Source organism: Variovorax sp. GW823-FHT04B03, from assembly GCF_058796495.1.
In genome coordinates this window covers 319,585-333,311 of record NZ_JBXAIT010000006.1, presented here as the reverse complement: position 1 = coordinate 333,311, position 13,727 = coordinate 319,585, and the positions used below count along the sequence as shown (strand labels likewise).

11 protein-coding genes are annotated in these 13,727 nt (G+C 67.6%); 6 read left to right on the top strand and 5 right to left on the bottom strand.

What is annotated here, in order from left to right:
* The first annotated feature begins 5 nt into the window (after nucleotides 1-5).
* The 4 genes from AC1RAD_RS25465 to lhpI are packed head-to-tail and all read left to right on the top strand — an operon-like array spanning nucleotide 6 to nucleotide 2,705.
* Complete coding sequence (locus AC1RAD_RS25465) at nucleotides 6-323, top strand: hypothetical protein (RefSeq protein WP_070061933.1); 318 nt, start codon at nucleotides 6-8, stop codon at nucleotides 321-323.
* On the top strand, nucleotides 320-892 hold the full coding sequence (locus AC1RAD_RS25460) for a 3'-5' exonuclease family protein (protein WP_492737893.1): 573 nt from the start codon (nucleotides 320-322) through the stop codon (nucleotides 890-892). Before AC1RAD_RS25465 ends, AC1RAD_RS25460 begins: the two co-directional genes overlap by 4 nt.
* Complete coding sequence (locus AC1RAD_RS25455) at nucleotides 889-1,758, top strand: alpha/beta hydrolase (protein WP_492737891.1); 870 nt, start codon at nucleotides 889-891, stop codon at nucleotides 1,756-1,758. Before AC1RAD_RS25460 ends, AC1RAD_RS25455 begins: the two co-directional genes overlap by 4 nt.
* On the top strand, nucleotides 1,755-2,705 hold the full coding sequence (lhpI, locus tag AC1RAD_RS25450; RefSeq protein ID WP_492737889.1) for a bifunctional Delta(1)-pyrroline-2-carboxylate/Delta(1)-piperideine-2-carboxylate reductase: 951 nt from the start codon (nucleotides 1,755-1,757) through the stop codon (nucleotides 2,703-2,705). Before AC1RAD_RS25455 ends, lhpI begins: the two co-directional genes overlap by 4 nt.
* A 24-nt stretch (nucleotides 2,706-2,729) precedes the next feature.
* On the opposite strand, the gene AC1RAD_RS25445 is transcribed toward lhpI, so the two are convergent.
* Nucleotides 2,730-4,943, bottom strand: coding sequence for a TonB-dependent receptor domain-containing protein (locus AC1RAD_RS25445; protein WP_492737887.1), 2,214 nt, complete (start codon nucleotides 4,941-4,943; stop codon nucleotides 2,730-2,732).
* 304 nt (nucleotides 4,944-5,247) lie between these two features.
* Here AC1RAD_RS25445 and AC1RAD_RS25440 point away from each other — a divergent pair, with 304 nt between their 5' ends.
* Both AC1RAD_RS25440 and AC1RAD_RS25435 read left to right on the top strand, forming a co-directional pair.
* Entirely contained in the window at nucleotides 5,248-5,517 is a 270-nt protein-coding gene (locus tag AC1RAD_RS25440) for a hypothetical protein (protein ID WP_095746723.1), read from the top strand.
* A gap of 5 nt (nucleotides 5,518-5,522) precedes the next feature.
* Nucleotides 5,523-5,993 (top strand): hypothetical protein, encoded by a 471-nt coding sequence (locus AC1RAD_RS25435; protein ID WP_492737885.1) that lies wholly within the window; start codon nucleotides 5,523-5,525, stop codon nucleotides 5,991-5,993.
* A gap of 56 nt (nucleotides 5,994-6,049) precedes the next feature.
* Here AC1RAD_RS25435 and AC1RAD_RS25430 read toward each other — a convergent pair whose 3' ends face one another.
* Genes AC1RAD_RS25430 through AC1RAD_RS25415 form a run of 4 tightly spaced genes read right to left on the bottom strand, consistent with a single transcriptional unit; the run spans nucleotide 6,050 to nucleotide 13,540 of the window.
* Nucleotides 6,050-6,895, bottom strand: coding sequence for a fumarylacetoacetate hydrolase family protein (locus AC1RAD_RS25430; protein ID WP_492737883.1), 846 nt, complete (start codon nucleotides 6,893-6,895; stop codon nucleotides 6,050-6,052).
* Nucleotides 6,896-6,924: 29 nt separating this feature from the next.
* Nucleotides 6,925-7,956, bottom strand: coding sequence for a TRAP transporter substrate-binding protein (locus AC1RAD_RS25425; RefSeq protein WP_492737881.1), 1,032 nt, complete (start codon nucleotides 7,954-7,956; stop codon nucleotides 6,925-6,927).
* Nucleotides 7,957-7,994: 38 nt separating this feature from the next.
* Entirely contained in the window at nucleotides 7,995-8,747 is a 753-nt protein-coding gene (gene cnbZ / locus AC1RAD_RS25420) for a 2-amino-5-chloromuconate deaminase CnbZ (protein WP_062479841.1), read from the bottom strand.
* Nucleotides 8,748-8,803: 56 nt separating this feature from the next.
* The gene (locus AC1RAD_RS25415; RefSeq protein WP_492737879.1) at nucleotides 8,804-13,540 is read right to left on the bottom strand and encodes an Ig-like domain-containing protein; all 4,737 of its coding nucleotides are present in this window, start codon (nucleotides 13,538-13,540) and stop codon (nucleotides 8,804-8,806) included.
* Nucleotides 13,541-13,727 lie beyond the last annotated feature (187 nt).

Below are 13,727 nucleotides of genomic sequence, written 5' to 3'. Positions count from 1 at the left end.
CACCCATGAGCCTGCCGACCGACTTCTCTTCGCTCGACGATGCGGTCAGCTGGCTGCAGTCTCAGGGTCTTCATGCGTTCCGCAGGCATTGGAGCCTGGGTGATTCCGTGGGCGTTGCCGCATCGGTCTCGGACCATGAAGGCGTCACGGTGCTCAACCGGCTGGTGTTCATCTACCTCGACCAGAACCGCTGGTCCATGATGGACCTCGACGACCACAGCGCCACGCGATCGACGCATTTCGGTTCCATGGCGGAAGCCGTACGGGCGGCCAGAGACCGCACGCAAGAGAACGCCCAAACACAGACATTGAAGAATCAATGACCGAGATCTACATCAGCACCGACGTCGAAACCGACGGCCCCATCCCCGGCCCGCACTCGATGCTCAGCTTCGGCTCGGCCGCCTACACGGCCGACAAGCAGCTCGTGTCTACCTTCAGCGCCAACCTGCACACGCTGCCCGGCGCCGAGGCCGACCCCAAGACGGCTGCCTGGTGGCAGACGCAGCCCGAGGCCTGGGCCGCGTGCCGCAACGACCTGCAGGACCCGACGCACGCCATGAAGAACTACGTCGCGTGGCTCAAGGGCCTGAAGGCGCGGCCGGTGTTCGTGGCGTACCCGGCGGGCTTCGACTTCCTGTTCGTCTACTGGTACCTGATGCGCTTCGCGGGCGAGAGCCCCTTCAGCCATTCGGCGCTCGACATGAAGAGCTTCGCGATGGCCCTGCTGAAGATCGGCTACCGCGACAGCACCAAGCGCGCGATGCCGCGTCGCTGGTTCGACGCCGGGTTGCCGCACACGCACGTGGCGCTGGACGACGCCATCGAGCAAGGCGCCCTCTTTTGCAACATGCTCGCCGAAAGCCGGCGGGCCGGCGGACCGCAGGCATGACGACCACCACCACCGCACCCGCTCGCCGCTGGTGGATGTCGCTCGCCGCCCTGCCCCTCTTCCTGCTCGGCGGCTGCGTGCAGTCGATGTTCTATTACCCCGACCGCGTGCGCTACGAAACGCCCGACGCGCTGGGCCTGCGTTACGAGAACGTGCGCTTCACCAGCGCCGACGGCACGCGCCTGAGCGGCTGGTTCATTCCCGCCGCGGGCCGGACGGACCCGAAGGCGGCCAAGGGCACGGTGGTGCACTTCCACGGCAACGCGCAGAACATGAGCAGCCACTGGCGCTTCGTGGCGTGGCTGCCGGCGCAGGACTACAACGTCTTCGTTTTCGACTACCGCGGCTATGGCGAATCGGACGGCGAGCCCGAACCCCGCGGCGTGTTCGAGGATTCGAACGCCGCGCTCGACCATGTGCGCGCCCGCGCGGACGTCGATGCGTCGCGGCTGTTCGTCTTCGGGCAGAGCCTGGGCGGCACGAACGCGATCGCGGCCGTGGGCTCGGGCAACCGGGCCGGCGTGAAGGCGGTGGCGATCGAGTCGACCTTCTATTCGTACCGCTCGATCGCCAACGACAAGCTGCCGGGCGCCGGCCTGCTGGTGCGCGACGACTACGGGGCCTCGAAGTTCGTCGCGGCCATCGCGCCGATCCCGCTGCTGCTGATCCACGGCACGGCCGATGCGGTGATTCCGCACCACCACTCGCAGCGCCTGCTGGCCGATGCGAAAGAACCCAAGCAGCTGATCGAGGTGCCGGGCGCCGGCCACCTCGAACCGATGGCGGCGCCGCGCTTCGGCACCACCTACCGGCAAGCCCTCACCACCTTCTTCGACAGCGCCCCGGCGCTGCCTTCCCGCCCATGAAACACTTCGACGAAGCCGCCACCGCCGCACCCCTGGGTTTCGATCGGCTGGTGCCCGCGCTGCGCGCCGCCTTCGCGGCCGAGGCGCAGGTGCCGCCGCGCCACGTGCACAGCATCGAGACCGGCGGCGACGCGGCCACGCGCGGCACGGTGCTGATCATGCCGGCGTGGAGCGACGCGGGCTTCCTGGGCATCAAGACGATCAACATCTTTCCGGGCAACGGCGCGCGCGGCCTGCCGGGGCTGCACGCGACCTACGTGCTGTACGACGCGCGCACCGGCGTGCCGCTGGCGATGATGGACGGCAACGAGATCACGGCCCGCCGCACGGCGGCCGCCTCGGCGCTGGGCGCCTCGTTCCTGGCCCGCGCCGACGCGCGCAAGCTGCTGGTGCTGGGCACCGGCCGCATCGCGCGCATGCTGCCCGCCGCGCACGCGAGCGTGCGGCCCATCGACGAGGTGTGGGTGTGGAACCACCGGCCCGAGGGCGCCGAGGCGCTGGCCGAGCAATGGCGCAGTGACGGATGGAACGCGCAGGCGGCCGGCACCGACCTCGAAGCGGCCGTGCGCAATGCCGACATCGTGAGCTGCGCCACGCTGGCGACCACGCCGCTGGTGCGCGGCGAATGGCTGGCACCGGGCGCGCACCTCGACCTGATCGGCAGCTTCACGCCCGCGATGCGCGAAGCCGATGTGCAGTGTTTCGACGGCACGCGCACCTTCATCGACACGCCCGAGGCGCTGCAGAAGGCCGGCGACCTGCTCGACGCGATCGCGGCCGGCACCTTGCGCGCCGACGCGGTGCAGGGCACGCTCGCCGAGCTGTGCAGTGGCGCGCGGCCCGGGCGCACGGGCGATGCCGAGCGCACGGTGTTCAAGGCCGTGGGCAGCGCGCTCGAAGACCTGAGCGCGGCCACGCTGGTGTGGCAGGCGCGCACGGCCCCCTGAGGCCCACGCCGCCCGCCGTCAGCGTCAGAACGTCACGTTCGCCGACAGCCAGATCGTGCGTCCGGCCGGCGTGGTGCCCGCCACCGACGCACCGCCCTGGAAGTACTCGTTGACCCAGGCCGAGGTGCCCGCCAGGTTCACCTGCTGGAACTTGCGGAAGTCCTTGTTGAACAGGTTGTTGATGTTGGCGTTCAGGCGCACGTTCTTCGACACCTGGTAGGAGCCACCGAGGTGGAACAGGTGGTAGGCCTTGATGTCGCCCACCGCGCGGTAGATCGCCAGGTTGTTGCCCGTGAGGCGCGCCGGGTCGCCGGTGAAGCGCGGGCTCTTGCCGCGGTACTCGCCGCGCAGCCAGAAGCGCCACTTGGCGTCGGGGTTCCAGTCGAGCTGCGCATGCAGCAGGTGGCGCGCGGTGTCGGCCAGCTTGCCGTTCTTCACGCCGCCCTCGATCACTTCGCTGTCGGTCCAGGTGTAGCCCGCCTTCAGGCCCCAGGCCTTGGTCAGCTGCACGCGGCTGCTCAGTTCCATGCCCCAGGTCTTGGCCTGGTCGACGTTGACCGAGTAGTTGGCGGTCGGGTCGACCACGCAGCTGGAGATGCGCGCCACGCTGCAGTCGCCGCCGCTGGCGATCTTGTCCTTCACCTTGTTGTGGAACAGGGTCGCCGAGGCGGTCAGGCCCTTCTGGTTGTTGAACAGCGCCGACAGCTCGGTGCTGGTGCTGGTCTCGGGCTTGAGGTTCGGGTTGCCGATGTTGAGCGTGGCGCCCTGGCCGCTCACGCCGCTGATGCCGTCGATCAGCTGGTTCAGGCGCGGCGCGCGAAAGCCCTTGCTCACGCCGCCCTTGAAGGTCCACTGCGGCGTGGCGTCCCAGACCAGGTAGCCGCGCGGGCTCACGTGGCCGCCGAAGGCGCTGTGGTGGTCGTAGCGCCCGCCCAGCGTGGCGGTGAGGCCGGGCGCGAGGCGCCATTCGTCTTCGGCGAACAGCGCCCACATGGTCTGGCTCTGCGAGCGCGGCAGCAGGCCGTCGACCAGCTTGGCGTCCCACCACTGGCCGCCGACGGTGAGCACGTGGGCATCGCCCACGGGCGCGACGAGCTTGCTGTCGAGCACGAGGTTGGTGGTCTTGAGTTCGCGCGCGCGGCCGCGGTCGGCTTCGTTCAGCCAGTACACGGTGCGGCGGGCCGCGGCATTGCGCGGGATGGCACCGCCGGGAATCGTGCGGCCGACGGTCTCGGTGGTGGTGTGCATCAGGCTGCTTTCCACCGTGCCGAAGCCCAGGCGCCCGGTGTGGCCGATGGCGACCTGGTCGCGGTTGAAGCGCAGCGCGTCCAGGTAGCCCGGCGGGTTGTTGCCGGTGCGGTTGGGCGCGGCGGCGTCGCGCGTGCCCAGGCGGCCGTCTTCGTTGTCGTACCAGCTGCGGCCCGATTCCACGTCGAGCCAGATGTCGTGCTGGCGGTTGGGCGTGAGCATCAGGCGCCCGCCCACGCTGTGCTGGCGGCTCTCGGCGGGCGCCGGGTTGCGCGCCGTCGCGGGCTGCGCCTGGCCGGGGGCCAGCACCCAGTCGGCGGCTTCGCGGCGATAGATGTTGCCGCGCAGGGTCAGGCCCAACAGGTCGGTGGCCACGGGGCCGCTCAGGTAGACGCTGGAGCGCGTCTGCGAACCCCACTCGCTGTCCTGCGGGATGCCGGTTTCCATCGTGACCTGGCCACCCCATTCGCGCGCCACCTTGCGCGTGATGATGTTGACCACGCCGCCCATGGCGTCGGAGCCGTACAGCGTGGACATCGGGCCGCGGATGACCTCGATGCGCTCGATGGCCGCCAGCGGCGGCATGAAGCTGGTGTGCGCGGCGCCGAAGCCGTTGGGCGTGACGTCGCCGGCCACGTTCTGGCGGCGGCCGTCGATGAGGATCAGCGTGTAGTCGCTGGGCATGCCGCGGATCGAGATGTCCAGGCCCCCGGTCTTGCCGGTGGCGCCGCCCACGTCGATGCCTTCGACGTTCTGCAGCGCCTCGGCCAGGTCGCGGAACTGGCGCGTTTCCAGCTCCTGGCGCGTGATGACCGAAATGGAAGCGGGCGCGTCCTTGAGTTCCTGCTCGAAGCCGGTCGCGCTGACGACGACCTCGCGCAGTTGTTGTTCAGCGGGCGTCTGGGCGAACAGGGCGGGAGAAAAAAAAGATGCGGCGGCCAGCGCCAGCACCGACGGACGCGGCCGACGGCCGCAACGCGAAAACAACATGCAAAAACTCCACGGGAAACGGCAGGAAAAACAGGGCCGCTCTCGGGATGCGTTGTTGTTGCGTACCAACTGATCAGCATCAATTCTATTGAGAATGAAAACAAATATTATTTGCATCCAGAACCAACGAAGGGACATTGCGAGAGGCCGATGGCGCTTCGTGTAGGCCCTGCTTCCGGCCACTGTGACAAACCCCATGTCAGCTGAAAGTTCATCTTGAATTCGAGGGCGGATACGTCATCTGGCGAATGGCAGCCCGCGAAGGGCGCTGTTACTCTGGAACAAGAAAAAAGAGAGGTCCGCCATGCTCACCATCCTTCAGAAAGCCGTGATCCTCGGGAAGGCCGGCGTCGACGTACCGGCCCGTCCGATCGACGACCTGTCGACGCCGATGGCCACCGGCTCGCCGGTCAAGGCGGAAGGCGTGTCGCAGAAGGCGCACGAGTGGGCGCGGGCCGTCGAGACCCTGTACGTCAGCTACGTTGCGGCGCGCGCCGCGAAGAGCCTGCGCGACGCCGAAGAGGCGCGGCAGTCGGCCATGCTGCGGCAACTGTCGGCCGCGGTGCAGGCCTGAGCACCATGGGACTGTTCGATTTCCTGAAGAAGAAAAAGCAGCCGGAAGCGGACATGCCGTCGACGCTCGAGGCCGGCATGGCCTCGCAGGCGGAAGACTTCATCGGCGCCTTCTCGCAACCCGGCGCGCCCATCGACAGCGCGGCGCTCGACTACTCCGAAGCCTCGCTGGTCCTGGTCGACCAGGTGCTCGAAGACTTCTTCCAGCAGCAGGCGCCCTTGCCCGACGACCTGCACTTTCTGGCGTCGGCCTATGTTTTCGAAACCGCACGCCGCGAGTTCGGTGGACGCTACCTGCGCGGCGACGACGACAACCCCTTCGTGCTCGTGATCGGCCCCGACAGCGCACAGGTCGGCGTCTGTGCCATGGCCAAGGTGCGCGGGCGCGCCGTCAATGGCCCGGAAGACAGCCTGGCGTTCTTCTACGCCGGCATTGCGCCCGTGGTGCAGCGCGGCGTGAGCGCCACGCTGATCTGACACAGCGGCAGCAGCGGGCGCATCACGGCCCACTGCCGCCCTCTGCCACCTCCCCTTCAGTCGAACTGCGTGGCGACCTGCCGCTGGGTGCCCAACCCTTCGATGCCCAGCGTGACGACATCGCCGGGCTTCAGGTAGACCGGCGGCTTGAACCCCATACCCACGCCGGGCGGGGTTCCGGTGGAAATGATGTCCCCCGGGCGCAGGCTCATGAACTGCGAGAGGTAGGCAATCAGGTAACGCACGCCGTAGACCATGGTGGCCGTGGAGCCGCTCTGGCGCCGCACGCCGTTGACCTCCAGCCACATGTCCAGCTGCTGCGGGTCGGGCACTTCATCGGGCGTCACGAGCCAGGGCCCGATCGGTCCGAAGGTGTCGGCCGACTTGCCCTTGGTCCACTGGCCCTGGCGTTCGGTTTGAAACGCGCGCTCCGACACGTCGTTGATCAGGCAATAGCCCGCAACGTGGTCCATCGCGTCCGCTTCGCTGACGTACTTCGCGGTCTTGCCGATCACCACGCCCAGCTCCACCTCCCAATCGGTCTTGGTGGAACCACGCGGAATCTCGAGCACGTCGTTCGGTCCGCCGATCGCCGAGGTCGCCTTCAGGAAAACGATGGGCTCGGGCGGCACCGTGGCGCCCGTCTCGGCCGCGTGGTCCGAGTAGTTGAGCCCGATGCAGATGAACTTGCCCGAGCCGGCCACGCAGGCGCCGATCCGCGGGGCGCCTTCCACCAGCGGAAGGCTCTGCGGGTCCAGCGCGGCGAGGCGCGCCAGACCGGAAGGCAGCAGCACCTCGTGTGCGATGTCGTTCACGTGCATGGAGAGGTCGCGCAAGCGGCCTTCTGCGTCGAGCATCGCCGGCTTTTCCTGGCCGACGGCCCCGTAACGCAACAGCTTCATTCGTCATTCCTTGGTGGTTGGTTGGCTGGCTATCTGGCGGCGCTGCTGCGCGCCTTGCCGAGCTCGGAGAACAGTTCCTGGGTCAGCGCCGGATCGATCTGCCTGACATGCTTGTCCGTGACCGGCGCGAGCTTCTCGCGCAGGCGCTCGCGCTCGGCGGCGGGGAACTCGGTCAACACCATGCCCTGGCCCTTCAGGAACTCGGCGGCCCTGGCGTTGACGTCGCGGTTGGCGGCGCGCTGGAAGGGCTGCGTCTCCCGGGCCGCATCGAGAAGGATCTTGCGTTCGTCGTCCGACAGCTGCTCCCACCGCTTCTTGCTGAACAGCAGCACGACAGGGTTGAACACATGCCGCGTGTTGGAGCCGTACTTCTGGATCTCGTAGTACTTCGAGGCTTCCACCAGCGAGTACGGATTTTCCTGGCCGTCGACGGCCTTCTGCTCCAGCGCGGTGTAGACCTCGGGCAGCGGCAGCGGCGACGGGTTGGCGCCCAGCGCGCGGAAGGCATCGATCATCACGGGGATCTGCATCACGCGCAGCTTCAGGCCCTGCAGGTCTTCCATCTTCGCCACCGGCCGCCGGCTGTTGGTGACGTTGCGAAAGCCGTGCTCGAAGTAGGTGAGGCCGATCAGCCCCTTCTCGGGCAGCTTGTCCAGCAGCTTGCGGCCGACCGGACCATCGAGCACGAAGTCGGCCTCCCTCTCGTTGTTGAACAGGAACGGCAGGTCGAACAGCGAGAACTCCCTGGCCATGCCCGAGAGCAGGCCCGGAATCGCCATCGTCATTTCCACCGTGCCGCCCTGCAGCGAGGCAATGACCGAGGCATCGCCGCCCAGCACGCCCGAAGGAAAGAGCTTCACCTTCATCTTGCCGCCGCTCTTCTTCTCGACGATCTCCGAGAAGCGCTGCGCCCCCATGCCCTGCGGATGCTCCTTCTGGTTCACGAAGGCGAACTTGAAGGTGCGCTCCTGGATGTTCTGCGCAGCGGCGAGGCCGGCGGCCAGGAACGCGCTCAGGACGAGGCAGGTGGCGGCCAGGCGATGCGGCAATTTCTTGGGCATGGGCGTCTCGGTGAAAGGGTGTGGCGACCCGCGTGCGATCAGACCGCGACGCGTTCGAACTGGACGCTGCGGCAATCCATCTCGTACTCGAGATCGACCACCGGCGGGCGGTTGTAGTGCCAGGTCAGCCCGTGCCGCGCGGCACCGCGCTTGACGATCTCGTCGGCGATGAAGGGATGGATGTCGTGCACCGTGTACAGCTGCGAGCCCGTGGTGCTGGCCCAGGTGAAGCCCAGCGACGCCAGGCGGCGTTCCATTTCGTCGAGCACCCACTGCGCCTTCTTCAGGATGGCGGGCGGCGAGGTGTCGCCCAGGCGCACGGCATGGTCGCGGTAGTGCCCCTTGCCTTCCGGCGCTTCGGCGCTGCCCGCCACCACGAACGACGCCGCCGCCTCGGCGTCGGGCACGGTGTAGCTGAAGGCATGGAACGAGGGCTCCGACGGCGGCGACAGCGCGGGGCACACGTTGCTTCGCGCCACCGGATTCAGGTCGCCGATGAAGATCCCCCACTCCTTCAACGTGCCCACGTAGAGGTTGTTGAACTCGACGAAGCCCTGTTCGGTGAACGGTGCCGGGGACCGCAGTTCGCACGCGCAGAAGGCGGCCAGCGGACGCGAGGCCTCCTCCAGGATTTCCTTGATGCGACGAAAGCCCTGCTTCAGGGGCAGGGGCTCCAGGAAGCGCACGCGCTCGATGCGAAACCCAGGTTCGGCGGCCACGCCAGCCGAGTACTGCTGCACGCCCGGAATGAACCGATAGCCGCCTGGGAGGGAGAGTTGGAGTGCCGACACGTGATTTCCTTTTTTGGAGAGCGAGAGAAACAGAGAGAGAGAAAGAGCAGAGGAGCTCAGGGAATCTGGCTCCAGCGCTGGTTGGCCCCGCCATGGCAGGCGTAGGTGGACAGCGCCGTGCCCTGCGTGGTGGTCGAGCCGGGCACATCGAGGCACGCCCCCGAAGACACCCGGTTGCGCAGCGTCGCCCCGACCACGCTCCACTGCGTGGCCGCGCCCGCCGTGCACGCCAGCTGCACCACCGGGCCGCCGCCGACGTTGGTGTTGCCCTGCGCCAGGCACAGGCCGCTGTGCTTCGCGACGAACTGGCTGTAGCCGCCGCTGCTGTTGACGGTGAAGGTCTCGTTGGCGCCGTTGCCGCAGGCCCACTGCACCACCGTGGCGCCGCTGGCCGTCGAGCCGCCCGACACGTTGACGCACAGGTTGTTGACCTCCGAGCGGATGCGCGTGTCGATGGCCGGGGCGGTGTCGAACGACTTCACGTACTCGCCCAGCGCCAGCAGGTCGGCCGCCGGCAGGCCCGAGGCATTGCCGTGGCCGCTCGCGAGCACGTCCTGCAGCGTGGCCTTCTGGCCGTTGTGGAAGAAGCCCGGGTTGCTCCAGGTGCCGTAGAGCGTCGGGGTGTCGAAGCCCACGCCGGCCAGCGGCTGGTTGCTGCCCTTGCCCGACGAGAGCTGGATGGTGCCCACGTCGTGCCGCAGCCCGTCGCGCAGGCTGCCGGCCGTGTGGCAGGTCGCGCACTGCGCCGTGTTGAACACGGTCTGTCCGCGCACCGCGTCCACGCTGAGGTTGCCGTCCGCCGCGCGGGCCGGGCTGCGCATGTACTTGTTCAGCGAGTTCAGGTAGGCCGCGAGATCGTCGAGCTGCGCGTTGCGGCCGGCCTTCGGCACGCCGAGCGGGTCGCCCGTGGCCGAGAAGTCGGCGTTGGTCAGGAAGCCCGTGCCGCCGAATTCGTTGCGGATGTCGTGCTCGAAGTCCTGCACCTCGTCGAAGTTGGCGGTCCAGTGCAGCTTGCCGTGGCCCGTGCCGCGCCGCCCTTGCAGGCTGATGGTGCGGCGCAGGCCTTCGCCGCGCTGCGTGAAGTCCCACACCATGCCGTCGTCGCTGCCATCGGCATGGCAACTCGCGCAGGACATGTAGTTGTTCATGCTCATGCGCCGGTCGGACGCGTTGTAGAACACCTGCTTGCCGCGCAGTGCCGCGGCGGCCATCGGCTCCTGCGCGACCGTGGTGATGTTCTGCAGGAAGGCCGGAGCGGCCGACTCCGAAGACAGCACCTGCGCCACGTCGTGCACCGACACCGAGCGCGCCAGGAAGTTGTTGACGTACAGGCGCTTACGCGCCGCATCGAGGTACAGGCCGTGCGGCGCGCTGCTGGCGTTGATCTCGCCACGCACCGAGCGGTTGTAGGCATCGACGATGGCGATGCGGTTGCCTTCCATCTGCGCCACGAAGATGTAGTCGCCGGCCGGCGAGTACAGCGCGGCGCGCGCGGGGGCGCGGTCGTTGAAGTCGAGCTGTTCGCTGAACACTTCCGCGGCCGTCTGCAGGTTCACCTGCGACAGGATGGAGCGCACGGTCTTGTCGTGCTCCAGCGGCAGGCCGTCACGGAAGGTGCCGCGCACGATGTTGTCCTTCTTCGAAGGCAGGAGCGCACGCGCGCCGTCGGGCGAGATCACCACCTGGCTCAGGTAGTTGGGCACGCCGCGCGAGGCGGCCTCGGTGTCGACCGTGGTCGTGTCGACCGCCAGCGCGATCGGGGTGGCGGCGCTGAAGCTCTGCAGGTTCACCTTGTGCAGCTGGCCGCCCGTCATCTTCGACTTGAAGCGCGTCACGTAGGCCGACTGCGAGCTCGCATCGACCGCGATGCCGCGCACGCTGCCTTCCAGGGCGAGCGTGCCCGTGGCGGCGCCGGTGGTCGGGTCGAAGCTGACCAGGGCCGACTTGCTCTCGAGCGTCAGCAGGCCCTTCGCGCCATTGGGCGTGAAGACGACGCCGTACGGGCCGCTGCCGTAGGCCAGCGGCACCGTCGTCGACAGCGTGCCGTCGGCCGCGTTGAGCGCCACCAGCTTGTCCTCGCCCTGCACCGTGACCCAGATGCGACCGTCGGGGCCCACGGCCAGCGTCTTCGGTTCATCGCCCACGCGCACTTCCCAGCGCTTGGCGAAGGTCTGCGCGTCGATGGCGGCCACCGTGCCGCTGTCGGGGTTCACCGAGTACACCGCGTTCGCATCGCCCGCGATGTTGGTCGTGTGCGTCGGCGCCGCCGCCGTGACGGGTGCGATCACCGTGAGGTTGTAGGTGTAGAAGGTCTCCTGGCCGTTCGCGGCCTTCACCGTCAGCGTCACCGTGTAGTGGCCGGGGCTGCTGTAGGTGTGCGTGACGCCGGGCTGCGAGGCGTACGCGCTCTGCGTGCCGTCGCCGAAGTTCCAGCGGAACTGCGCGCCTGTGGCACCCAGCGTGGCCGGGTTGAAGTTCAGCTGGCCGTTGACGATCTTCGGTGCGCCCACGATGCCGGGATCGCCGATCACGGCCTGCGCCCGCAGCGCCGCCACGTCGGTGTCACCGAGCACACGGGCGTACACGCGCACCTCGGCCAGCGTGCCCTTGAAGAGCGCGGTGTTGCCCTGGATCTGCCCCATGAGCTGGAACTTGTTCGTCAGGCCCTTGGTGCCGGTGGGGCCGGTCGACGTGGTCTTCACGCCATCGACGTACACCGCCTGTGCGCCCGAAGCCGCGTCGCGCGTGAGCACCACGTGGTGCCAGTTGCCGTCGTTCACGGCGCTTTGCGAGCGCGTGCCTGCGTGGTCGCCCACCGACAGCTTGATGTTGCCGGTGCTGTCGAGCCAGCCCCAGAACACGTCGTCGACGCCCGGCGACTGGTCACGACCGAAGATGCCGGGCGCGGTCCACGAGTTCGCAGCGCCGGCCTGCGTGGTCTTCATGTAGAAGCTCAGCGAGGCGGTGCCGCCCAGCGTGGTGGACACGCTGTCGTTCTTCAGCTGCACGCCCGCGGTGCGGTTCGCGAAGTTCAGGCCGATGCTCTCGAAGGCATCGCCGGTGGCGGGCGTGCCGTTGTTGGCGCTGATCTGGTCACCCAGGTTGCCGGTCAGCGCCCAGTGGTGCATCAGATTGATGTCGTTGGCATTGCCGGTGTTGAAGGTCGAGCGGTAGTCGGCCGCGATGGCGTTGCCCGCATAGTCCTTCAGGCCGTTGGCGGGCAGGAACACCTCGTAGGCGGTGCCCGGCTGCAGCGGCTGTGCGGGGTGGAAGTTGACGATGCCCAGCTGCACGCTGTAGGTGCCCGCCAGCGTGTTGCCGCCCACCGGACGCACGATGAAGGTGTTGGCGTTCACGCTCTCCGGGCGGATGCTGTCGGTCATGCCCAGACCGATGCGCGAGGTGAGGGCCTGCTGCTTCGCACCGTTCACGGGCGAGACCTGCTTCACTTCGGGCTTGGTGGTGTCGGGGTCCACCGCATGCACGATGAAACCGCTGCCCGAGCCGTGGTCGTTGCCCACGTAGATCAGGTTGCCGAACGGCGACACCTGGCCATGGTCGGAGCTCGAGAAATCGGGATGCGTCGTTGCGAACAGTCCGCCGCGCCCGACCTCGACGTGGTTGAGCGGGTTGCTCACATCGACCTTGTGGATGTAGTTCTGCGCGCCCTGGAACACGAAGTTGTCCTGCGTGCTGCAGTACAGCTGCTGGTTGATCACCAGCCGGTTGTCCTCGGCCACGAAGCGCGAGCGGTCGCTCAGGTCGTAGCCGTACATCTTGCCGCCGCTCTCCTGCGCCGAGGCGTAGACCTTCTTGCCGTCGAAGCAGGTGGAGTAGTAGCTGGCGGTGGACCCGGAGACGGTGTCGAGCACCTTGGGATTCAGCGGGTCCGAGATGTCTAGGCTGGCGAAGCCGCTGGTGTTGGTCATGGACGTCAGCACCATGTGGTTGCCCATGGTGAAGATCGGCCCCACGCGAAAGCCGCCGAGCTCGCCGGTCGGTATCGGGTTGGGCTTGCCGGCGCCACGGTTCGCGAGCACTGCGTTCGCGGGGTCCGTGGCGTCGATGACGAACACGCCCTGCTCCGCCGCCGCCACGTACAGGTAGGGCGCCTGCCACCACAGCTGCCAGCTCACGTTGTTGTAGTCGCCCTTGTTGACGTTGGGCAGCACCAGCTTCTTCACCTGCTTGACGTCGTTGATGTCGGTGAAGTCCCAGAACTCCACGCCGAAGACGCTGGGCACGGCGACGTACTGCTTGCCGCCGATGCTGGCGATGCCGATGGAGTGCGGCTCCCTCAGTTCCTTGGTGCGGCCGTCCGGCTCGTAGATGCGCTTGACGAGCCGCAGGTTGCGCGGATCGGAGACGTCGTAGAGCAGGAAGCCACCGGGGCCCAGGCCGCCGTCGGGCGTGAACGTCGTCAGGAAGTAGCCGTTGATCATGAGGCCCACGTTCTGGCCGTAGTGGTACTTGGTGTACCCGGCGGTGGGGTGCGTCACGCTGCCCCCGGGGATCTTCGGCACGTCGGCGCCGGTGCCTGCGCCGACGCCGGTGTCGACCTCCTCCTTGATCATCGAGATGGGCTTGAACAGCTCGGCCTGCGTGTAGGTCAGGTTGCCCAGTCCGGGTCCTTGCAGCGGCAAGGGATCGGCCACCAGGTCAGCGGCCGCGGAGGCCATGCTGGTGGCGGCCTTCCTGATCGTGTCCAGGGGGTTCACCCCGGTGATCGCCGCATGCGTCAGCAGCGCACAGCCGAACAGAAAACCTACCGCAAGAACTTTCTTGGTGCTCATTTTCATCCTCGCAAATTCGATCGGACGCCATCTTTCGGTGGGAAAAGATTCGACCGGAATCTAGCAGCGGATGCGTGCGCGAACGGCATTGAATTTCGAAGGGAGAGTTCGAATATTTAGATCATTGCTCAGGGTAAATGGTGATGTTTTGGCATAGGTTGTGCTTCAAAGTTCGGGCCTGAAAAAG

What these genes read in the sequence shown, in the direction of transcription:
- AC1RAD_RS25460 (WP_492737893.1), top strand. Translation starts at nt 320, where the DNA reads ATGACCGAGATCTACATCAGCACCGACGTCGAAACCGACGGCCCCATC.
- AC1RAD_RS25465 (WP_070061933.1), top strand. Translation starts at nt 6, where the DNA reads ATGAGCCTGCCGACCGACTTCTCTTCGCTCGACGATGCGGTCAGCTGG.
- lhpI (WP_492737889.1), top strand. Translation starts at nt 1,755, where the DNA reads ATGAAACACTTCGACGAAGCCGCCACCGCCGCACCCCTGGGTTTCGAT.
- AC1RAD_RS25440 (WP_095746723.1), top strand. Translation starts at nt 5,248, where the DNA reads ATGCTCACCATCCTTCAGAAAGCCGTGATCCTCGGGAAGGCCGGCGTC.
- AC1RAD_RS25415 (WP_492737879.1), bottom strand. Translation starts at nt 13,540, where the DNA reads ATGAGCACCAAGAAAGTTCTTGCGGTAGGTTTTCTGTTCGGCTGTGCG.
- AC1RAD_RS25430 (WP_492737883.1), bottom strand. Translation starts at nt 6,895, where the DNA reads ATGAAGCTGTTGCGTTACGGGGCCGTCGGCCAGGAAAAGCCGGCGATG.
- AC1RAD_RS25435 (WP_492737885.1), top strand. Translation starts at nt 5,523, where the DNA reads ATGGGACTGTTCGATTTCCTGAAGAAGAAAAAGCAGCCGGAAGCGGAC.
- AC1RAD_RS25445 (WP_492737887.1), bottom strand. Translation starts at nt 4,943, where the DNA reads ATGTTGTTTTCGCGTTGCGGCCGTCGGCCGCGTCCGTCGGTGCTGGCG.
- AC1RAD_RS25455 (WP_492737891.1), top strand. Translation starts at nt 889, where the DNA reads ATGACGACCACCACCACCGCACCCGCTCGCCGCTGGTGGATGTCGCTC.
- AC1RAD_RS25425 (WP_492737881.1), bottom strand. Translation starts at nt 7,956, where the DNA reads ATGCCCAAGAAATTGCCGCATCGCCTGGCCGCCACCTGCCTCGTCCTG.